Raw genomic sequence first — 21,320 nt, 5'->3', positions numbered from 1 at the left:
CCTCAGTGCGTTCGCTCCAGCGGGTGGGATGGCTGCCCCACTTCATGGCATCGCCCGCTTCATAGCCCCTTCCTTCCAGACGCGAAGGCTCGGGATGTAGGTCATGACATCGTTCGAGTAGCCGGAGACCCAGACGATGGGGTCCTTGATTTCCTGTTTCAGGCGCAACGCGTAATCGACCACCACCTCGCCGCCCAGCGTGACCCAGGTGAGTTGATCGCCGAGTCGTGTGACCTGCACCGGGTACGGGTAGTCGGTGGCCAGGGTTCCGGCGTCCTTCAGACGGGTCAGCACCCGAGTGGCGTGGGCCGCATCGAGCGTGTTGCTCGACTTGGTCTGCGCCTCGAGTTGCTCGCGTGTGGGGATCGTGTCGTAGGCGAGTGGGATTTCGCGGTAGGCCGCGCGGATCTTGCCGCTCAGCGGCTTGAGTTGGGTCGTCAGGGCGGCTTCGACGGCGGTGGCGAGCGATCGGCCGTGGGCCTGGGCCAGTTCCATCGTGCGTCTTGGGTACGGATTCTGATCACCACTGCAACCGTTCATGAACATCGAGACGACTCCAGGATGCGCCTCCTGGAGGTATTGCTGGGCGTACCCTGCATAGTCGCCGCTGAACTTCTGATGCCCCAGGGTGGTGCAGTGGCAACTGTATCCAAAGACGAAGGTGAGTGCCTTTCCTGCTGCGTTTGCCACGCGGAGCACAGGTACGGACAAATCGACCGGCCCTTCGGGATTCGGGAAGTTGTTGTACCCCCCCTTGCCGTTGGGCATGCGCCTGTTCATGGCGAAGCCGCAACGTGCTTGGCCGTAGTCGAGGGAGGCGGGTTCGAGCTTGGTCTTGGCCTCGCCGATCAGTCGTAAGAGCGTGTTCTGAAGCTTGTTCGTGTACTCGGCAGCCGCGTCATAGTACTTGGCGGGATCACTCGTGGCGAAGGTACGGTCGGTCCGGAGCTCGGGGCCGCTGTGCGTGTGGGACGCATTCAGCACGAGACGGTCGTGCGCGATGCCATGCTGCTTTTCCGCTTGCTCGGCGACGAAGAGCCGGACGTTTCGCGGGACCCCAACGAGGTCCAAGGTAATCAGCGCCCATTGCGTACCGGCCTGATCCTCGATGACCAGGGCCTTCGCATACAGGTCTAACTCGACTCCTTCGGCAGGCTTGGTCCGCGCCGCATAACCCGCCATCCACATCTCAGTCTCCGGCGTGATCTTCGCACTCGCGGCGCCGGCTTTCCAGGTGGTGGATGAAGGGGTACCCGTGCCCTGTGCGTTGACCAAGCAGGGGTGCATCGCGACCAAGCTGGCCGCAAAAAGTGGAATCCAGCGCAGGATCGAAAGATGGCGATTCTTTGGCATTGGTGACTCGCTGTGCTGAGCAAAACAACGACTTAAAACATTAAAACTAAGCGATACTATTGCGGTCTCAGGAAGGCCTCACCGAGCTCGGCCGGCTACTTTTTCAAGAGCCAGAGTTCCGAGAGCCGTGATTGGTACCGCCAATTCACGTTCTCGACCGGCCGCTCGAACGTCAGGCTGAGCTCGCCGTCCACGAGGTGCCGCTTTGGAACGAGGAACTCCTTGAACTCGCCAATCCCCTTGTTGTCGACGGACGGCTGAACGCGTTCACCGTCGATCGAGAGCAAGCAGGTTCCCAGGCCGGTCGTGCGGACCACGTAGTCGGCATCGGGGTCAAGGTTGCTATAGAGCATGGCGAGCGGCCAGTTCATGACATCCATCCAGGCCGGTCGCTTACGACTCACTCCCTCTTCCCACCAGAGCACTTCCGGGATCGGAGGCCGCCCCACGCTCAACCCAAGAGTGGTCAAGTCGCCTTTGAGGACGTGCGGAGACTTGGCAATATTACCGACATCATCATAAAAGCTTCCAGGACCAGGATGCTCCCAAGTCTGGAGCTGTTTCAAACGGGCCAGCTTCTCCGGCTCCGAGGGGAGCTTGCCGATGGAAACGAACTCATCCTCGAGCCACCAGCGACTATTGAGAGGGTGGTCGACGAAATCGAGGATGCAGCCGCGCTCGGCGCCACTCGCTTGATGTTTCGTCTCGCTCGTCTGAAGCCCAATCGAGCGGAACAAGGCCTCGCACAGTTCGTCGATCCGCTGACGGAGCCTCGGAGCGACAGGCTCGTTGATCGTGCGCTGAAGGATCGCCAGAGCACGGTCCATCGCCTTCTGCGCCCCTTGATCGGGAGCGCCCGCCAGGGCCGCGTTCGCCTCCTCTTCCAGGGCCGACTCGGCAATCAGACGCTCCCGGGTATAGGCATCATAAACCGCACGAACCAGGCACATCTGCCATCGCCAGTTTTTCTCGAGCTGCGGTGACTTCTTTTCGAGTCCTTCCCAGAGCGCCAGCGTGGCCTCGACGCCACCGTTGTCACGGAGCGAGCCGATCCAGTTCTTCTCCAGGGCCAGGATCCCATCCGCGGCCGACTTCGCAATGTCCGGCGCGAAGAAGAATCGCGCGTATTCAATGAGGATCTCTCGCACCGGTGTTTCGGGGTCCCAGGCGAGCCCGTTCCAGACGATCTTGTTCACATCATCATGGACCCCGTCCGAGTACGAGAGGAATCCCACGGTGAGGGGGGCCAGGGCATTGTGAATTTCCGCGAATTGCAACGGCCGCGGGTTGATCGCCTCTCGTCCGAGCGTGTTGGCCAAGGCGGGGTCCCACCAGGGGATCGGGTATTGGGCGCGGACGTTGTGCGTGAGGTCGGGATAGTGCCGGATCGGATAACGCGGATCGAGTCGCTTGCGGGTCGACGCGATGGAAGGGCTGCTCGGGCCACAGACGATGCCACCGAACCAGTCGGGCTTCTCCTTGTCGAGATAGCGATAGACGTATTCGGCACGCTCGCCCCGGAAGCCTTGCAAGGACAGCCACACCTTGGCCTTCGGGTGCGACTGGGCGAGTCGAACGGAAAGGTCTTTCAGGAACGGGAGGACGAGTTCGGGGTCGTTCTCCCCCGGGTCGCCGCCGGGGACGAAGATCGCGTCGAGGCGGGGGCAGGCCCGATAAAGAGCCTCGTGCTCCTCGAGGGCTTTCGCTCGTTTCACGGAGTCCGCCAGGTCGAAGTCAGCCGGCACCCAGACCCAGTAATCCTGGTCGTAGCGCTGGCAGATCTCGCTCATCCGGACATTCATTTCCTGGCGAGGGACCGTCATCAGGGGGCCCGGAGTATCGTCCTGGAACGGGATGTTCTCGACGCAATTGGCGCCGAAGATCGCCAGTTCGCGGATGTAGCGGTCGAACTGCCGGACGTCCCAGGCATCCCACGAATTGGCGCGATTGCGGTAGCCGAGCTGATGGCCGCGGATCGGATAGGCGGGGGAGGTGACGACCCTCGTTTTCGAGTCGAGCTTCAACGCGCCCGGGGTCATCGTCATCGTCCTCAGCAATTTGCCCACACCGAAGAGGACGCCGCGGGCATTCGCCCCCACGATCCAGACGATCGGCCGGCCTACTCCTGGCTCTTTACTGACGCCAAGGACGAATCCTTCCGGCTTCAAGCCTGCTGCGCTCTGGCGAATCTCCGGGGGGACGTTGGGGCCCCCAGCAACCTCATCCAGCTTCGAGGTGGCCACGATGACCGCCCCCGATCCCGCGCCCGGCCAATCCGACCGGACAGCCAAGCGGACCCCGGTACGGCTCTCGGCCTCTTCGACCAGGACGTCGACGGCCGTCTTCTCCGCCTCGGCAACCGCGTTGCGGCTCACTACGATTGTGGCCTGGGAAAGGTCGAGCGGACCGGCGCCCTCCGGCACCGCGGACATGGTCACCAATAGCAACGCTAGATGGACGGCACTCATGGTAAGGTCCAACTCCGGAAGAAGGACACGGCGGCTCGGTCGGGTTGTTCTCGCAAAGATACCGGTCCCGAGTCACAAGCGATAGCAATCAGATTCCAGCGTCGGGCCCTCTGGACCAAGACCTGCGCTTGCCTTTTGCGGTAGAATACGACTCAGCAATTTTTCGGAACGGTAGGCACCAGCCTGGATCTTGAATTTCGTCGAGGCGATTCGCGGATCGTCACGGCGGGTTCTCCGCGAGTTCAGACTCAGCCGGCAAAGGTTGTGGAGTCGGAAAGGCACCTCATGACGCCCCCTCAGAAACACGCCCTCCTGATCGGCGTCGAGACCTACTGGGACAATGAACTTCTCCCCGACATCGCCTACGCCGAGGCCGACATCTCGGCGATGCGCAAGGCCCTGGTCCGGCTCGGATATCGCGAGGAGAACATCACCCGACTGGTGGGAGAAGAGGCGACCAAGGCCGCCATCGAGGAACACGTTCGCATCCTGGTCGAGACGCGGCTCGAGGCCGACGACACGCTCCTCTTCTTCTTCGTCGGGCACGGGCTTGCGGTGAAGCGGGCCAACTTTCTCCTCTGCTGGGACACGCGTTACCAAGACCTCCGCGGCACGGGTATCGATCTGAGCAGCTTGATCCGCGAGTTTCGACGGTCGCCCGGCACCCACATCCAGCTCTACTTGGATTGCACCCGCGGTGAGTTCGCGAACGCACCGCGGATGTCGGAAGCCACCTTGGAAAAGGCGATCGGAGACGCGGAGCACTGGGCCTGCTTCACCGCGAGCCAGTTCGATCAGACGTCCCATTCCAGCGGTCGCCTGAAGCGTGGGATCTGGGCCCACCACCTGGTCCAAGCGTTCTCCGGAGCGGCCCCGGAGATCCTCGTCGACAACCGGTTCCTCACGGCCGGCCACCTGCACGATTACCTCAACAACAAGACTCCCCTGACGATCCGGGACACTCTCAGTACGCGGAAGCTCCAGACCCCCTGGTACGCCAGCAGCCACGGCCCTGACTTCGTGATCGCCGACCTTTCGCCCGTCGTCAACCGAAAAGGGGCGGCCACTCCCGCGAAGTCGAACACGGCCAAAGAGTTCATCCTCCGGAGCGAGGATCGGATCCCCGTTCGCGGGCTGAGCGGCTTCAAGCAGGGCGTCCACCGCATCCCCAAGGTGCTCGACAGAAGAGCCGAGGATTGGGCCAACGATCTCGCCCAGGCCGACCTCGAGAGCGACCTTGCCGAGAAGCACAAAAGCATCCGCGCGAATATGAATTACACCCGGAAGCAGATCGAGGTCTTCCCCCCCAAGGAAGGCTTCGGCTCGATCCGGACCCCCGACTTCCAGTACACGATCTCGGTCGCCCTCGACGGTGACCCGGTCGAGGCGGTCTTCACCCGGGAAGTCTCCGACATCCGCCACCCCGACATCCTCCTGGATGATGGTTTCACCGCGATTTTCGACGCCACCTTCAAATCGATCCGGCTCTCCTTCGAGGAACGCATCAAGGTCGAAGACCTGATCGACAAGGCCGAGGCCCAGCAACTCCCGATCGACTACCCTCACGACTGCTCCAGTTGCAGCTTCAAGGTGCCGGATCGGGGCCAGATCCACGTAACCGAAGACCACCTGTCCCTGACCTACCCATCGGGAATGCCCCTCGAACAGTTGACCACGGCACTCGGTCAGGCCCTCCGAATGCTCCCCAAGTCCGACGACTCCAAGCCCCTGCCTCCGCCCACGCAAGGACAACTGGGATAAGCAACCCAAAGACAATTGAAGTGCTGGCTTCCCCCAGGAGATGACCGTAAAGCTTCGCCGAACTCGTTTCTCCCTACGTCAACGCGAGCGGCACGGGCATCATCGTCAGCCTAACAATTCCCGTGGGGCGGGCACGGCCCACTATCTTAACTTCTGCTTTAACAAGGAGATAAGATGGTGGGCCGTGCCCACCGTACGAGAAAAACAGGATTCGGGCCGCCGACTAATCACAAATCGCTGACAAGTTCATAACGGGTGAGGCGAAGCTTTACGGATAACATCAGGCTGAGATGTGCGATACATTACATCAAGGAGAACGGGTTTCGAGCCGGAAGCGGATAGAGGGAGGCGAGCATGGCAGGTCGTGCCCAACCCACGAGAAACGGGCCCCCTTGCGGCCGGATCCGCCGGCGGACCTTTCTGGCCGACGTCGGGAATGGACTTGCAGGATTGGCGCTCGGTTCCATGCTCTATCGTGACGGCGTGGTCCGAGCCGAAGAGCCCACGACCCCGGCCTGGTCGCCCCCTGATGGGCGTCCTCAATGGGATCCGAAGACGAAGAGCGTGATCTGGATCTTCCTCTCCGGCGGGGTCAGCCACCTGGAGACCTGGGACCCGAAACCGATCCTGAACAAGTACGCAGGCAAGACCTACGATGCGACCGGGCTTCCCAGTCCGTTCAAGTCCCCCTTGTTTCGCGAGCGGTCGCGGGCCGTGGTCGGTGAGGACCGAACCCATTCGGAGATCTTCCCGCTCCAGGTCGGGTTCAAGAAGCGCGGTCAGGTGGGGGTCGAGATCAGCGACTGGTGGCCTCAGCTCTCAACCTGCGTCGACGACATCGCCTTCGTCCGCTCGATGTACACCACCGACAACGACCACGCCGCCGAGTTCCAGATGCACCACGGCCGCCACAAGCTCGACGAGCGGCAGCCGGTGATCGGATCATGGATCAACTATGGCCTGGGGACCTTGAATGAGGACTTACCCCAGTTCGTCTTCCTCGGCCAGTACAAGGATCCTCGCGTTCGCGAGAACTTCAACGCCGACTACCTGGGGCCCCAGCACTCGGGAGTCGAGTTGTCACTCGACCCGAAGAACCCACTCCCCTTCGGCACGCGAGCGCCTGGGGTCCTTGCCGAAGAGCAGGCCAATGAATTCGCGTTGATCCGTGAGCTCAACCAGCTCTCGGCGGTCGAATACCCCGAAGACGACCAGTTGCGTGCCCGAATCAAGGCTTACGAATTGGCCTTCCGGATGCAGGGGTCGGTGCCCGAGGTCGTCGACCTCGCCCAGGAGTCGCCGGAAACGCAGCGCCTCTACGGGATCGATCAGGAGGGGACGGCGATCTACGGCCGCCGGCTCCTCGCCGCCCGCCGCCTGGCCGAGCGTGGGGTACGGTTCACCCTGGTCTATCTTAGCGACTACGGCGAGTGGGATTCACACTCGAAGCTCAAGGACTTACACGCGCAGTCATGTGCCCGTGTCGATCGACCGATCGCCGGCCTGCTCAAGGACCTGAAGCGGCGCGGCCTGACCGACGACGTCACGGTCGTCTGCTGCACCGAGTTCGGCCGGACGCCGGGCCTGGAAGTTCGCCCGGGCAACACCGCCGTCGCCACCGGCCGCGACCACCATCCGCACGCCTTCACCGTCTGGTTCGCCGGCGCGGGCATCAAAGGTGGCACCGTCCACGGCGCCACCGACGAACTCGGCTTCCACGCCGTCGAGAACCCCCACTACGTCACCGACGTCCACGCCACCCTCCTGCACCTGATGGGCCTCGACTCCCGCAAGCTCGACATCCCCGGCCGCAAACGCCTTGAGATCGACTACGGCCGGCCGATCCACGAAATCCTCACCTGACTGGCCCCAGCCCGGCCAGAGAGAAGGAGGTCGAGATGTTGGAACCAATCAACCCGGAGATTCATCGCCAAAAGCGATACTTGGTATCTTATCGTTAACAACGATCCGCGACAGATCTAAAGAACCGATGATTCTGACACTGTCACCACGTTACCGGGACTTTCGCCTGGATCCATCAATCCGTTGCCGTTGCCACAGGGTCACAAGAACCAGCTCATGCGAAGGCCCAAAGACAGGGAGCTCACGCTCCCCGCTCGCCTTCCAAAGGCGAGCGAAATCCAGGAAACTACGTTCGGTGCCGTCCCTTGATCGTTGGTCTTCGCTCGCCTTCCAAAGGCGAGCGGGGAGCGTGAGCTCCCTGTCTTCCGACGGACCAAGAGCCCCCTGGTAACGTGGCGACCGAATCACCCGTACGGAGCGATCTTTATAGCTGGTGTCTGTGATCCCGGTCTGGAGATTCGCCCCGGGGTCATAGTTCCAAGCTGCAACGACGTGAGCAACTCGAGGAAAAATCCAGCAAACAATCCACATGTCCCCTCAACCCAACATTAAAAAAAACACAATCAATTACAATTCCCAATCGACAGGCAAGTGTTTGTAGTTAGTACCCCCCTGTTCACTGCAACTCGCACTTAAACCCGAAGGCGCAATTATCGACCACGTCTCGGCGTCTGACTGCGAAACCTACGAGAAGGCGATGCATTGTGCGGGGATGCTGCTGTCGGCGATGGAGAAGGCAAAGGCGAAGCGGTAGAGTAAGGCTGCGAGCCGGTCCAGCCTTCGCCCAGTGCCACCGGATTGCTTGGAAAGCTCCAGTGGGCTGCCGGCTTCCTACCCGTCGCCCTCTGCCCGAAAAGGCATCAACGGAATCCACCACCCATCATACCCATCTGCTGAACCTGCTGCATCTGCTGCATCATGGGCAGCATCACCTGCTGTTCCTGATACAGCCGCTTGTTGAGTTCCGCGACCTTCTCTTTGATCTTATCGTAAGTCTTGCGCGCCGCGTCGGCCTTATCCCGTTGCGTTTCGTCGTTGCTCGCCGCAATATCAGCCGTGGCCAGAGCATTCACGGCGTCGCCGAGCGGTTCCTGCAACAGATTGACCTGAGCCTGAAGGAGCTGGACCTCGATCTTTGCCTTCTCGTATCTTTCAACGGCATCCTGCTTGTTGTCGGCTTCGGTCGTCTGGCTGGCACGCGCAGCGGCTGGGGCCCGCCTCCCCGCCGTCTGCTTGTCCGTCATTTCGGCGGCTCGCGCAGTCATCGCCTCCTTCTTCTTGGTGATGAAGTCACGCAACAGGGCGGTTTCTTCGGCAAACAGTTCTTTCTCCGCCTTTCCGCCGGGCACCGGCTTCATGCCCAATCGTGCCTGAGCCAATAACGCCTCCTTCAGAGCCGCCTTGTCGGCCTCCTGTTCCATCTGCATGATTTCGAGACCGATGCTCTCGGCCAGTGTCATGGGACGGGCGGCCACGCCGCCGCCCATGCCTCCGTACTGTGCTTTCGCCGGGGCGCAAAGGAGAACCAGAAGGGCAAACGTCGCGACGTGCTTCATTGGAGACTCCTGTTGGGGCTTGGGGATATCCCAATCTTACCAGTGCCAGAGGCTGGAGTCCTATGACCTTCGGTAGGGACAGGCGTGAGACCGGGGCGGTTCGCTGGGTGACTGACTCGTTTCCAGCGAGAAGGATGCGGAAGGTTCAGCCATCCCTGACGCAAGAGACAACAAGGACATGCATTGCACTCTGAGAGACAACAAGGACATGCATTGCACTCTGGATCCTGACATCAGGGCTCGAAGGTGCCTGGCCAGGTCTCCCCTTCCAAAGGGGTAGACTGGGTAAGTTCGGTGAACGGCTGATGCCTCACTGATATCCCACCGGGCCTGAGGTTTCGACGGTCAGATTCGCCAATCTGCCAGGATCGCTCCGTCGCAGGTGCCTGGCCAAATCCCCTCCCCAACTTACTTGTTCAATGCCTTATAGCGATGAGCGACACGGCTAAGAGCCGTCGCGACCACCTCTCGATAACTTCGGGGATGGGCCAACGCTGCGCCGAATCTGGGTGACCGCCCGGCTAATCCCGGCCGAGTATGGATCCGAATTGTGACCGGATCAGAAACGGCATACTCTCGAACTTGCGTCGTCGATGTGCCTCCTGTGGCGGCGATGCTCGCCGTGCCAATCTGGACGGAGTTCCCGGTGGTCGGGGTGATTGTGCCGGTCCCGTTCGACAGGTTGCCGCCACGCGCACTCTCGTCGGCGGTCCCGGTTTGGGTGAGCGTGCTCGAGGTTGCCCCGATCGTCCCGGTGGCTCCGGTAAATGCACCGGCCTGCGCGCCGAGGAGGGCATTTCCCGATTGGATGAAGCTCCCTGTCGATGCGCCGAGGATGCCCGTCTGCCCCGTGAGAGTGCCGGTCGAGCCGCTGAGAGATCCGCCCAGTAGGGAAATGCCGCCATTGATTTCGCCGATGGTGCCTGGCGTTTCTCCAACGGTGATAGACGTTCCCTCCGGAACTCTGAGCGTGCCGGTCAAGGCCGAGATCGTGCCACCCGCGGTTGTGATGCTGCCGTCGGAAAGCGTTAAAGTCGTTCCTGACGGTGTGGAAATGGCACCCGTGATCCCGCTTACGATTGTCCCGGCGTCGATCGAGATCGGACCGGAAAGTTCGTTGATCGTGCCATTCGGGTTGGCGACCGTGGCGGACAAGTTCGAGATTGTGCCGGCGTTGATGGTGAGAGTGCCGGAGAAGTTCGTGACCGTCGTGCCGTTGATCGTGAGGGCGGTGTTGAGCCCGGAAAGCAAGGCGGGGGCTGTCGTCACTTGCGAGGTCAAGGTGCCGCTGGCGGTTTCGAATGCAACGAGCGTGTTGGTATCTTTGCGGATCCGGCTCGGTACGCTGATCGTCGCGTTGAACTGACCGAGTCTGTTGGGGGTGACTGTGGCCAGAGGCTCGCCGTTATTGAGGATTTGGCCGTGAGCGTCGCTCGCGTAAATCGCGACACTGACCTCGAACCCGATTGGCGGCTGAGCGGTGCCAGTGACACGAATTCCCGTGGGCTGAGTGACTGTGAACTGGCCGTGACGGTATGCACGGACACTCGCCGAAGGTACGACGGTGAGCGTGGGCTTGGCGTTGAGTAAGAGGCTAAGGAGTGTGCGCGACTCGAGAGCCTCAGTTTGGAGCGGGCGAGGACGAATGGGCGGGTTTCGGTTGTATTCGCGCATGGGAGAAGAAGCTTCTTCGAGATGGCGTCGCATCCTGCGACCGCGTCCGAGTCCGTCCTGCCAGACTATGCGGTGATGACTGTGGGCCCGCACGAGTAAGTTTGTCGGCAATTCGTGGGCGGAATATCACAACGACTGTTTTCGGATCGTCGAGATCTCAGTCTCTCGCCCGAATATCGAGCAAAAACGCTTCGTTGGTCGGACGGACTGACTTCGTGTAATCGGGTTGAAGCTCGCCATCATGGCTCGCGCAGATCAGCAAGGACATGCATTGTATCGCTGGCCTGAGTGAAGTTATATTCTCGGAACGAACCTTGCGTCTCAAGATTTCAACCCGTTCTCACGTCGGGTTCCGGCGATTCGATCCCGCCTCAGGCCGGATTCGCGTTCCGGCTGCCGGACGCATGTCGCAGGGAACCACTGAGGGCGGGCGGGCCGAGCTGGCGCCCACACGCCTACAGTCGACACCAGGGAGGGACGAGAAATGAACCGATCAACTCCGAGTGGTTCCCCTACTCGGGGTTCGGGAGGGGGATGATGGCTGTGGACTCGCACGGCAAGCCGCCACGGCCTTATGTGCGGGCCGGACAACCCCCCAGGTTTGCGATGTGGTGCAGTCCCAGGTGGCCAGCCACCTCACGCAACCGCTGCCGACTCGAGGCGAAGAACCGCCCCAGCAGGTGGCCACGACCCAGCTTCAACAGCCGCGCTGACCACGACTCGCCATCGCTGCCCAGCCGAGCGAATACACCGGCTAGCTCGCCCGAGATCGACGCCTCGCCTTCCCGGAACAGCCGGCCCGTGTAGTCGACCAGGAGCAGATCACTTCCCAGCGTGAACCCTTCCATCATCCCTTCCCGCGTCGTGTCCACACCGCGGCGATCCTCGATCGGGCAGAGCCAGAGCGACTCCTCCAGGCCGGAGGAGACCGCCTGAGCGGCCACGCTCCCCGACTCGGCCGCCGGGAGCGTGTCGACTCGCCCCAGTTCCGCAACGTGTTCGACTCGCTGCTTGATCGAGGTGTGCTCACCTGCCTCCGGCACAGCCACCAGGCCCGCCGCGACCGGGTTCAAATCGATGTACGCGCACGTCGCCAGCAGCGCCTCTTCATCAAGGATCGCCACGCTCTTGTATCGGCCCTCGAAGAACGGCCCGACACAATACCCCCAAAATCGCAGATTGCCGATCAGGGGCTGATGCGGTAGTTGTCTCACTTACGGCGTTACAAAGGCTCGCCGCGTGGCGACGGCAACGTCAGCAGGGTGTCGAACACGAAACAGAGTCATGTTCATCAAAAATTCTGTCGGTGCCCCCCCCCGCGCAAAGCGTCGGCCAAACAGGTCGAACTGGCACGTCTGTGGACGGTGATGCCGGAACAGGTGCAGCGGAAGACGCTACGCTGCCTGGCGAGAATCGTTGTCGGTCACCTCGCGCGAAGGGAGGTGGCCGATGAGCGCCCTTGAACAGTCCCCAGTCCCGTCCCGCAAGGCTCGCAGTCCTGTCTCGACCACGGCCGTCCCACGGGGGTCATCCAAGACGAGGCCGTGCCACTTGCAACGCCAGGCCAATGTCTACATACGTCAGTCCAATCCCCGCCAGATGGTCGAAAACGGCGAGTCGCTCGCGCGGCAATACGCGCTGCGGGACCGCGCCGTGGACCTGGGCTGGCCGGCGTCAAACGTCGTGGTGATTGACCAAGACCTCGGGCTCAGCGGCCGCGGTTCGGAAGACCGCCACGGGTTCCAGCGGCTGTTGGCCGACGTGGCGCAGGACCGCGTGGGGCTGGTTCTGGCCCTGGAGATGAGCCGCCTGGCGCGGAACAGCCGGGACTGGCATAATCTCTTCGATCTCTGTGCTGTTCGCGACGTGTTGCTGGCCGACGAAGACGGCATCTATGATCCCAGTGACATTAACGATCGCTTGATTCTTGGAATGAAAGGTATTATGAGTGAAATGGAACTCCATGTGATGAAATTGAGGCTGGAGCGGGGCCGGCGAAACAAGGCGGAGCGCGGCGAGCTGTTTCATTCCGTGCCGTGGGGCTACGTGCTCTTGCCGGACGGCGCCGTCACGCTCGATCCTGACGAGCAAGTCCGTGCCGCGGTCCAACGGCTCTTCGATGCGTTCCTGGAGCTGGGAACCGCTTACGCCGTGGTGCGGGACCTGCGGCGGCACGACGTGAAACTGCCAAGGCGCGACAGCGCCGGCCAGCTCGCGTGGCGCCCGGCCACGGAGACAATCGTGAGCACGGCGCTGCATCATCCGCTTTACGCCGGTGCGTACTCATGGGGACGGCGCCAGACGCAGACCCACGTCGATCCCACGGGTCGGATGACCGAGAGCCGCCACCACTGTCCGTCCGAGGAATGGACCGTTCTGTTGCACGACCGCGTCGCGGCTTACATCACCTGGGAGCAGTATCAGGCGAACCAATCGCTGTTGCTCGAAAACCAGCGCCGGCCGACAACGAAGGAACGCCTGGCGGCGGCTCGCGCTGTTGGCCGGCTTGCTCTACTGTAGCGCTGCGGCCGCAAGATGCTGGTCGAATATCGAACGATCCGTCAAGGTCGCTACTCCTGCACGCGGCGGCGATTCGCGGCGACTGACGAAGTCTGTGGCGGTCTCCTCGCGGGGCCTCGACGAACTCGTCACCCAGCAGCTTCTGCAAGCGCTCTCGCCGGCAGCGATCGAGCTCAGCTTAGCGCCATCGAGCACGCGAGCGAGCAACGCCGGCAGCACGGGACGCAACTGCGGCAGAACCTGGAACGTGCCACCTACGAGGCGAAGCGTGCCGAGCGTCAATACCAGGCGGTCGAGCCAGAGAATCGGCTCGTGGCCCGCACCCTGGAAGCGAACTGGAAGCGGCCCTCAAGCACCAGAGCGCGGCCCAGGATGCTTGCGATCGGTTGGAGCACGAGGAGTTGATCAAGTTAGGGCTGTGGAGCGGTGCGTGCTGGAAGCGTTGAGTCACGATATCCCCATGCTCTGGCACGCGCGGAAACGACTGCTGGCGAACGGAAGGAGATGTTGCGCTGCCTGATCGAGCGGGTTGAGGTCACCAGGAGTGGCACGGGGCAGCAGACAGCAGTGGCGATCCGATGGGCGGGAGGCTTTGAGAGCCGGCACGAGCTATGCCGCGCAGTGTTTGCATATAAGCAACTCGACAATTATGAGGAATTGCTGGCTCGCCTTGGTGCGCTGCGCGGGGCCGGTTGGCGGGCGCCGCGGATCGCCGAGCAGCTCAATGCGGAAGGCTTCCGGACGCCGAAACAACGAGGAGCGTTCACGGCCGACGTGGTCCGCTCACTGTTTCCGCGTCTGGCGGGGCAGGCGGAAGGCGAAAACGCGTCGGGCCCACAACCGCCGCAATGGTCGGCGGACGCGCTGGCAGAGCGGCTGGGAATCCGAGTGAAGAAGTTGAAAGATTGGGTACGATGCGGATGGGTGCAGGCGCTTGAGCGGCCGTTTGACGGCGTTTGGATTCTTCACGCTGACGAACGGGAACTGAAACGACTCGAATGCAGAGTCGCGTTGAGTCGCAAGGGCCGGCACTATCCTGCAGACCTCGATGGAGAGCCCGTTTGAAGGCTGGAACTATTATCAGCATTCTTGAATGCTGTGATTACTCAATTCGGCCGATAGTTGTTTTGCCGTGGCGCGTCTCTGTGCCAGCCCGAGGCACTGGTGCCTTTCAATTCGTCAAACAAGGAGAATGGAGGTAGTATGAGCGACCCTTCAAGAACGCCCCACGCGCCCCCTTCTCGCGATTGACCAGCCGCGCCAGCGGTTCCTTGAGGCATTTCATGAACCAACTCAAGCTCTGCAAGCGCAGGCGTGCGGTGGCCACCCAGCCTACGTCCTTGAGCCGCCCCTCGACCCAGGCCTGGGAGACCTCGACTGGCTGTCGCGTCTGATCACGCGGTGGAAAGAGCCGCGCCCAGCGACGTACGACCTCTTCGTCGGACCAGGCGCCGGCGAGTTGCGGGTCGAGTCGGACCAAGACGTGGAGGTGGTTGTTGAGCACGGCGAAGCCGCCGACGGCGATAGAGAAGAGGCCGGCCAACTCTTGAAGCCGGTTTTCGATCCATTGTTTCCGGTCAGAGCCGCCTTCGCCGAGCAAGTAAGCCCGCCGGACGCATCACGTGACGCAGTGATACCATCGTGTGACGTCGGGGTCGACGAGATGAGCGAGAGCGATCGTCATTGCGGGAACTCCTGGGTGAATCTTGGAAATCTATCAAATTCTGATGCCAGGCCCCACAGTGCAATGCATGTCCTTGTCTTCCTCCCATCGCAGCCACAAATGCATTGTATTAATGGTTGCCTGCGTCGATCTCCTTCAGCAGTTTATTCACCGCCTCTTCTAACTTGTCGCCATGGATTTCTTTGTATCGGATCACCCCACTACGATCAAGGATGAACATGCTTGGAAAAGCGTTTATCCCCATCCGCATGCAGACAGGTCCACTGCCGGGGCCGTTCGGTCCGTGTTCGTACCAGCACCGCCACGTGATCTCTCTCGATTTGATCGCTTTGCGTAGTGGCTCCGCTTCTTCTTCAGCGTTGAAACTGAGGACCGCGAAGGGTTTGTCCTTCAGGCGTTCGACGAGGGATCGTTCTTCCGAATACATCGCCCGGCAAGGGCCGCACCAAGTACCCGAGAATGTTAGGAGAACGACGCGGCCGCGATAGTCGCTGAGTTTGAACCGCACGCCGTCAACGTCCTGGCCCTCGATTTCAGGGGCAACCTTGCCAACTGAGAGGTTGCGGGCCTCAAATAGCTCGCCCTTCGCTCTCGTCCCGAGACGATCTCCGCTTTGGGTCATAAGATCGGCATAATCTTCGACGATCTTCTCGAACAGTTGTTCGGACTCCTTAGCAAGGTCATTGGGGGCACGAGCGAGACTTTGCTCCACCTCTTTAACCCCGTAGGTCTCCCGATGCCACTCCAAGACCTTAGAATTCTCCTTCAAGGAGCGTACGAATTCCGCCCTATCTTTGAGGAAACCGGCCAGGTAGAAAGTCGTGAGTCCCTTCACTCGCCGATTTTGGCTCTTCACCATCACTTCACGCAAAAATCCTTCCACCAATGCGAAGTCAGGTCCCTGAGATCTTGAGGCATACAAGCAAGCCTTCAGGATATCGTCACTATTGATATAATCGCGAACGAGGATTTTTGACGCCTCCGCAGTTAACGACGGTGTCCTCAAACTCACGATCCAGGTAAGGACATCAATTGTTACAGGGGTCTTTGGTGCGGCTTGAGCCAACTTTAGGGCACGCGTGCCGAGTTCTTTCTTACGCTCCTGGTGCTGCTTCAAGACCGCCTTTCGCTCGTCTCCCTCACCTGCCCGAGCCATGGCCTGCCGTAGATCCTGCTGTGCTGCACCGTACTCGCTTTTAAGGTTGTTGAATTGATGTTCTAGTTGGTCCGGTCTGTCTGCTGCGATGGCCCCAAGGAAAGGGAAGAAAGCCAAGATTCCGAACAGCATGATTCGCATTGGTTCTTCCTAGATAGTGCCGAGAGCTTTCTCCAGCCACGCTGTCGGCCAGTCGGCCCCGCGTCCCAAGCTTGGAGAGAGGTAATCACCGCTTCCTTTGCCTACGGAGTCGGCATCCTGTCTCGAATCGTATCACATCTGTCAGGGCCGACTCAATCTTGGCGATCGACTTACTCCCCTCAGCAAATCAATCCACTGTCAGCAGCACGGACAATCGTTCTACTTTCAACGATGCGGCCATCGGCGAAGAGTCGTCTGCTGAGTGCTCAGAGGCATCGCCCTGTCGGCCTTTGGCGATGGCTCTACCCCGTTCAAGGGAACTCAACGCTGACGCTCTGCGTCACATCGCGATGAGGGATCGTCACGACCTTCCCGATTCGCCGACCATCACCGTAGGTGACGATGACCAGCAAAGAGCGGAACTGGAAATCGCTCACGATTCTGCCCAAGCCGGTACTACGAGTCGAGACGGGTACGTTGACGGACAACTCCTTCCCGGTGAATGGATCAGCCGAAGCCGCCCACGATGAAGATCCGGGCGGGATGAGTCGCTCCAGGCTTTCCTTTGCGTCGTTATCGCTTCCAAACGCCTCGCATGTCACCGCTCGGATCGAAGACCCCGAGGCAGAACGAACACGGACGGCCAGGTGGTAGCCACCGTCACCGACGGCGACCCCGGTGGAATCGACCAACCAGAGTGTTCCGGCGATCACGGCCACGATCACCATCATCTCCTTCACCGTGAGCCGCATCGCTGGGTCCCCTCGTGGCACCACGGACAGCGAATTTCCCTGCCCCTTAATCAGTGAACTCAAAGGATCAGCAAGGACATGCATTGTATCGCTGGCCTGAGTGAAGTTATATTCTCGGAACGAACCTTGCGTCTCAAGATTTCAACCCGTTTTCACGTCGGGTTCCGGCGATTCGATCCCGCCTCAGGCCGGATTCGCGTTCCGGCTGCCGGATACATATCGCAGGGAACCATTGAGGGCAGGCGGGTCGAGCTGGTGCCCACTCGGCTGCAGTCGACACCAGGGAGGGACGAGAAATGAACCGATCAACTCCGAGTGGTTCCCCCCTACTCGGGATTGGGGAGGGGGATGATGGCTGTGGACTCGCACGGCAAGCCGCCACGGCCTTATGTGCGGGCCGGACAACCCCCCAGGTTTGCGATGTGAGGCAGTCCCAGGTGGTCAGCCACCTCACGCAATCGCTGCCGACTCGAGGCGAAGTACCGCCCCAGCAGGTGGCCACGACCCAGCTTCAACAGCCGCGCCGACCACGACTCGCCATCGCTGCCCAGCCGAGCGAATACACCGGCTAGCTCGCCCGAGATCGACGCCTTGCCTTCCCGGAACAGCCGGCCCGTGTAGTCGACCAGGAGCAGATCACTTCCCAGCGTGAACCCTTCCATCATCCCTTCCCGCCTCGAGTCCAAACCGCGGCGATCCTCGATCGGGCAGAGCCAGAGCGACTCCTCCAGGCCAGAGGAGACCGCCTGAGCGGCCACGCTCCCCGACTCGGCCGCTTGGAGCGTGTCGACTCGCCCCCTGACACCAGGATCCAAAGTGCAATGCATGTCCTTGTATTCGATCAGATCGCGGGCGAGCTCGCCGCGCCTGTTCCTCACTCACTCTTTGCCCTCCTCATAGAGCAGCTTGTACTGAAACTGGACGCCGCGATAGGATCCTCGAGTTCTTTGGATCGGGATCGGCTGGCCGATGTCGCTCGGTACAATGAGGTCCGTGATCAGGTTGATCACCTGCAGGACGCCGGTCGCCCCGTCGCGCGTGACGAAAAGAAAAGTCGCCTCATTTTCGGGGTGGTACGTCCCCGTCTGGGGATCAAAGTCCATCAGTAGGTCGCCGGCTGGCCGCCCGAGCTCAGGTGCCCGATCTCCGCGAAGTTCCCCCTCGATCGTGTTGTATCGACGGTTGTCGATCTGCCATAGGTGGAGATTGAATCCCTGCAGAGCGTAGTAGGACTTGTCGGATCCCGGCGGGCGGTATTCGATCCCACGCAGGTCATAGCCCTCGCGCGCCGCCCAGATCGCAACGTCGTCCGGCTTCGCCTTCTCCGGGGCGGGCAGCTCGTCGGGCCATTTGATCGACCGACCGGCGTCCAGGTCCATGAACGTCCGAGCGTCGCGAACGGTCTGGGGGGGGCCGATGTTCATGTTGGTCCCGCTTCCAGCCCGGACCTTTGCGCCCGTCGGGAAGGGCTGGGCGGCCACGACGTCGCGGCCGGGTGGCTCAAGGAGGTTGGAAAGCTTCACCGTGTCGTAGGCCGGGTCGTCCATGAACCGGCGCCGATTCTTGATCCACCACATGGCCCAGCGTTCGGCGAGCTGCTGGAAGTGCTGGCGTTGGATCCGACGCTGCGGCGATCCGCCTGCGAGTGTGACGAAATTCAACTCGTCCTCGTTGAACTTCTGCCCGGTGATCGTGTGTAAGGCCCCGGTGATCTCACGAAACGGCCTGCCGAAAATAAAGTCCTGCCCGGTGTCCCCTGGGTCCAGGTCGTGCCGCTGCATAAACGCGAGCAGCTCTGCGTCGTCGAGGGTCAGGCCGAAGTCACTGACGGGTTCGAGAAGGGTGCGCGGGATCGCCCGGATCAGCGCCGAGACAGCCCGGGGGTCGCCGATCGCCCGCAAAGTAAAACCGAGCGTCCTCAGCGGCCATTGCTCAGTCGTCCGATCGAGTTCCTCGATAAGCGCAGGCACCGTCGGACGCCCGATCGCGACGAGGTCGCGGATGGCGCGTGCCCAGGGCGCCGTCACAGGATTCCCTATAACGTCGCCATACTTCGCAGCCCTCAAAACCGCGATCAATTCGGTGACACGTTTCGGCGATGGTTGTGCGCCTTCTCGGTCTTTCGGAGCTTGCGGTTGAACCGTGCTGCCCGCGTCCTTTTTCGTCTCGGCCGGCACTTTCGGAACCGTGTTCTTCGCGCCCGGCGGCTCATCGTCCGGGGCGACGTTCGCCGCATCGGTCAGACCGGTAACGGCAAACGCGAGCAGCAGGGTGGCAGCGACGCAGTTCCAGCCCCGCCTGATTGGCTTAAAATTAGCGATCATTATGATTCTTTCTTGTAAATCCTGTTGAGGCCCGAAGACGCCGACCAGCCCGGGCAACGGCCACGGCGAAACGAGCCGGCCCGCCATCTTCAGAATTGTTACGCCGTAGGCGTTTCGCCGCTCGCGCCCTAGCAGCCGGAGCACGTCGGCATCGCAGGCGAGTTCTCTGTCGGCTTGCATCCGCGCCGCCGCGAGCTGGACAGTGGGGTTGAACCAGTGGACGACGCGAGCGGCCGTCATCAGCCAATGCAGGCCTAGGTCACGCCGCCGAACGTGGGCGAGCTCATGCAGGAGGATGTGCTCGATGTCCTCTCGCGATGCTGAGGCCAGGACCGACTGCGGGACCAGAACACACGGCGCCCACAGTCCGGCGACTGCCGGGCCGAGGTCGTCGGGAGTTTCCCACAACACGACGGAGAACCGCACGCCGATCGTTGCCTGACACTCCGCGAACAGAGCCGCCAACCTTGGGTCGTCGGGCTTCCGCCATCCACTGCGGCGCCTCTGCAGTCGGGCTCCGCCGATGGTGGTTCGCACCGAAAGGAATAGCACGCCTGCCAGCCAGACAAAACCGGCGATTCGCACCGGTGTCCTTACGAGTTCGAAGGTGCCGTCCGCCCCCTTGGCTTGCGACCTGGTCGGCGCGCCCGCGATTCCGAGGAACCGGCCGGGTGCCTCCGACAGCACAGCCGGAGCGAGCGGCGGAGGTAGCGGTTGAGCACTGGCCGCCGTCGGAACCACGCGCGAAGGCTGCGAGAGCCGCATTCCGAAGGCATTGGCTCGAACCGGTCCCAAGTACGCCATAAACCGAAACAGACTCAGGGGACCCGAAGGCAACACAGGGACCAGCAGTCGCACGAGTACGACCCCCCAGAGCGCAAACCGCCAGACTGGTGCGAGCCGACTGCCAAGCATCGCCCTAATGACAAAGATCAGGGCGATCAGCACGCCAGCCTGCCACGTCGCCCGCCAAAGTAGCGGTACGACCCGGTCGAGGAATCCCAGCAATGGCATCATGATTTGTCCTCCGCCGTTTTCTCGTCGAGCATGCGTTTAAGCCGCTCTATATCCTCAGGCGGGATTCGCGCGTCCTTAGCGAAATGGACGATCAGCGAGGTCGCGTCGCCACCGAACACCTTGTTCAGAAAGGTCCGGCCCTCCTCCCGCACGCAACTGCGGCGGCTGACGGCTGCGCGGTAGATGGAGCGCGGCCCGTCCTCTTCGCGCCGCAGCGCCCCCTTGTCGATGAGCCGTGAGAGCAGCGTCCGAACCGTCCGATGGTTCCATCCCCGTCCCGTCGCGACCCTGTCGATGATCTCCGCCGGTGTCGAAGGCCCGCGCGCCCAGACGACCTCCATCACCTCCCACTCGGCGTCTGATATCTGCGGTTTGCTCTCGCCCATTCCACCAACCTCCAGTGCCATTCCCTATCATCAGCCCCCGACCACAGACATGGTGACCACAAACGTAGTCATCGTCAAGGGCTCCGCTCCGATTCTTGGTTCGGTTTGCGACCGGGAATGAGGCGCGGCCTGCCCGAGCGCAGACGCCGGATGTGACTGGGATTGCCGAGCGATTACGTCCTAATGGCAGCCTTGCCCCACTCTCGTGAGGTGTCTTCAGCGGGACCAATCATCGATTGGCTCCTTATCCGTTGCCACATCAATGAATCACTTACATACTGTCTTGCATACTTACTTAATTCCCAACTCGCTTACCTGCAAACATGCAGCTTTTTCACGACATTTATAGCGAGCCATATCATCGCGCACAGCGATATCCTCGCCTACTGACTTTGGCTGCGATTCAGCGCAAGCAGTGCCACAATAGCATTTTATACAAATAGCCTAATCTCGACACGATAAACCTAAAGAAAGACCCCGTCCGACGACCTCGCCTCCCGACGGGGCGTTCCAAACTGCCCCCCGGCGAGCAGGGCGTGTTCATCGAATCCACGCCCTGGGACGGCCTCGTGGCTACCTGATGTTACAGAGCTGTGACATACGCATCGGCCAATCGCCCGTAGGATACCTAACGAAGGCACGATGCCTGACACGAGGTGGCGAGC

The 21,320-nt window shown here is 61.4% G+C and carries 16 protein-coding genes; 5 read left to right on the top strand and 11 right to left on the bottom strand.

Annotation, left to right across the window (positions count from 1 at the left end; translation table 11 throughout):
* Positions 1 to 42: 42 nt before the first annotated feature.
* Both V5E97_RS08505 and V5E97_RS08500 read right to left on the bottom strand, forming a co-directional pair.
* Positions 43 to 1,353, bottom strand: a complete 1,311-nt coding sequence (locus V5E97_RS08505) for a neutral/alkaline non-lysosomal ceramidase N-terminal domain-containing protein (RefSeq protein ID WP_406698894.1) — start codon at positions 1,351 to 1,353, stop codon at positions 43 to 45.
* A gap of 95 nt (positions 1,354 to 1,448) precedes the next feature.
* The gene (locus tag V5E97_RS08500; RefSeq protein WP_406698893.1) at positions 1,449 to 3,821 is read right to left on the bottom strand and encodes a beta-N-acetylhexosaminidase family protein; all 2,373 of its coding nucleotides are present in this window, start codon (positions 3,819 to 3,821) and stop codon (positions 1,449 to 1,451) included.
* Positions 3,822 to 4,106: 285 nt separating this feature from the next.
* Here V5E97_RS08500 and V5E97_RS08495 point away from each other — a divergent pair, with 285 nt between their 5' ends.
* The gene (locus V5E97_RS08495) at positions 4,107 to 5,582 is read left to right on the top strand and encodes a caspase family protein (RefSeq protein WP_406698892.1); all 1,476 of its coding nucleotides are present in this window, start codon (positions 4,107 to 4,109) and stop codon (positions 5,580 to 5,582) included.
* 354 nt (positions 5,583 to 5,936) lie between these two features.
* Complete coding sequence (locus V5E97_RS08490) at positions 5,937 to 7,445, top strand: DUF1501 domain-containing protein (protein ID WP_406698891.1); 1,509 nt, start codon at positions 5,937 to 5,939, stop codon at positions 7,443 to 7,445.
* 860 nt (positions 7,446 to 8,305) lie between these two features.
* On the opposite strand, the gene V5E97_RS08485 is transcribed toward V5E97_RS08490, so the two are convergent.
* From V5E97_RS08485 to V5E97_RS08475, 3 genes are all read right to left on the bottom strand, one after another.
* Complete coding sequence (locus V5E97_RS08485) at positions 8,306 to 9,001, bottom strand: hypothetical protein (RefSeq protein ID WP_406698890.1); 696 nt, start codon at positions 8,999 to 9,001, stop codon at positions 8,306 to 8,308.
* Between the two features lie 408 nt (positions 9,002 to 9,409).
* Positions 9,410 to 10,675, bottom strand: coding sequence for a hypothetical protein (locus tag V5E97_RS08480; protein ID WP_406698889.1), 1,266 nt, complete (start codon positions 10,673 to 10,675; stop codon positions 9,410 to 9,412).
* Between the two features lie 572 nt (positions 10,676 to 11,247).
* Entirely contained in the window at positions 11,248 to 11,799 is a 552-nt protein-coding gene (locus V5E97_RS08475; RefSeq protein ID WP_406698888.1) for a hypothetical protein, read from the bottom strand.
* A 427-nt stretch (positions 11,800 to 12,226) separates the two neighbouring features.
* On the opposite strand from V5E97_RS08475, the gene V5E97_RS08470 reads away from it, so the two are divergent.
* From V5E97_RS08470 to V5E97_RS08460, 3 genes are all read left to right on the top strand, one after another.
* Complete coding sequence (locus tag V5E97_RS08470) at positions 12,227 to 13,195, top strand: recombinase family protein (RefSeq protein WP_406698887.1); 969 nt, start codon at positions 12,227 to 12,229, stop codon at positions 13,193 to 13,195.
* A gap of 15 nt (positions 13,196 to 13,210) precedes the next feature.
* Positions 13,211 to 13,600: a hypothetical protein gene (locus tag V5E97_RS08465; RefSeq protein WP_406698886.1), complete on the top strand. Its 390-nt coding sequence runs from the start codon at positions 13,211 to 13,213 to the stop codon at positions 13,598 to 13,600.
* Positions 13,601 to 13,699: 99 nt separating this feature from the next.
* Positions 13,700 to 14,260, top strand: coding sequence for a hypothetical protein (locus V5E97_RS08460; protein ID WP_406698885.1), 561 nt, complete (start codon positions 13,700 to 13,702; stop codon positions 14,258 to 14,260).
* Positions 14,261 to 14,366: 106 nt separating this feature from the next.
* Here V5E97_RS08460 and V5E97_RS08455 read toward each other — a convergent pair whose 3' ends face one another.
* From V5E97_RS08455 to V5E97_RS08430, 6 genes are all read right to left on the bottom strand, one after another.
* Complete coding sequence (locus tag V5E97_RS08455; RefSeq protein ID WP_406698884.1) at positions 14,367 to 14,795, bottom strand: hypothetical protein; 429 nt, start codon at positions 14,793 to 14,795, stop codon at positions 14,367 to 14,369.
* 193 nt (positions 14,796 to 14,988) lie between these two features.
* A complete protein-coding gene (locus V5E97_RS08450; protein ID WP_406698883.1) occupies positions 14,989 to 16,176 on the bottom strand; it encodes a TlpA family protein disulfide reductase in 1,188 nt (395 codons plus the stop codon).
* A 311-nt stretch (positions 16,177 to 16,487) separates the two neighbouring features.
* On the bottom strand, positions 16,488 to 16,928 hold the full coding sequence (locus tag V5E97_RS08445; protein ID WP_406698882.1) for a hypothetical protein: 441 nt from the start codon (positions 16,926 to 16,928) through the stop codon (positions 16,488 to 16,490).
* 386 nt (positions 16,929 to 17,314) lie between these two features.
* Positions 17,315 to 17,806 (bottom strand): hypothetical protein, encoded by a 492-nt coding sequence (locus V5E97_RS08440; protein ID WP_406698881.1) that lies wholly within the window; start codon positions 17,804 to 17,806, stop codon positions 17,315 to 17,317.
* Positions 17,807 to 20,269 carry a M56 family metallopeptidase gene (locus V5E97_RS08435; RefSeq protein ID WP_406698880.1) on the bottom strand — a complete coding sequence of 821 codons (2,463 nt, stop codon included), beginning with the start codon at positions 20,267 to 20,269 and terminating at the stop codon, positions 17,807 to 17,809.
* The gene (locus V5E97_RS08430; RefSeq protein ID WP_406698879.1) at positions 20,266 to 20,655 is read right to left on the bottom strand and encodes a BlaI/MecI/CopY family transcriptional regulator; all 390 of its coding nucleotides are present in this window, start codon (positions 20,653 to 20,655) and stop codon (positions 20,266 to 20,268) included. Before V5E97_RS08430 ends, V5E97_RS08435 begins: the two co-directional genes overlap by 4 nt.
* Positions 20,656 to 21,320: the final 665 nt, after the last annotated feature.

The organism is Singulisphaera photorubra (genome assembly GCF_045290345.1).
GTDB lineage: Bacteria > Planctomycetota > Planctomycetia > Isosphaerales > Isosphaeraceae > Singulisphaera.
This window is presented reverse-complemented; position numbering and strand designations above follow the sequence as displayed.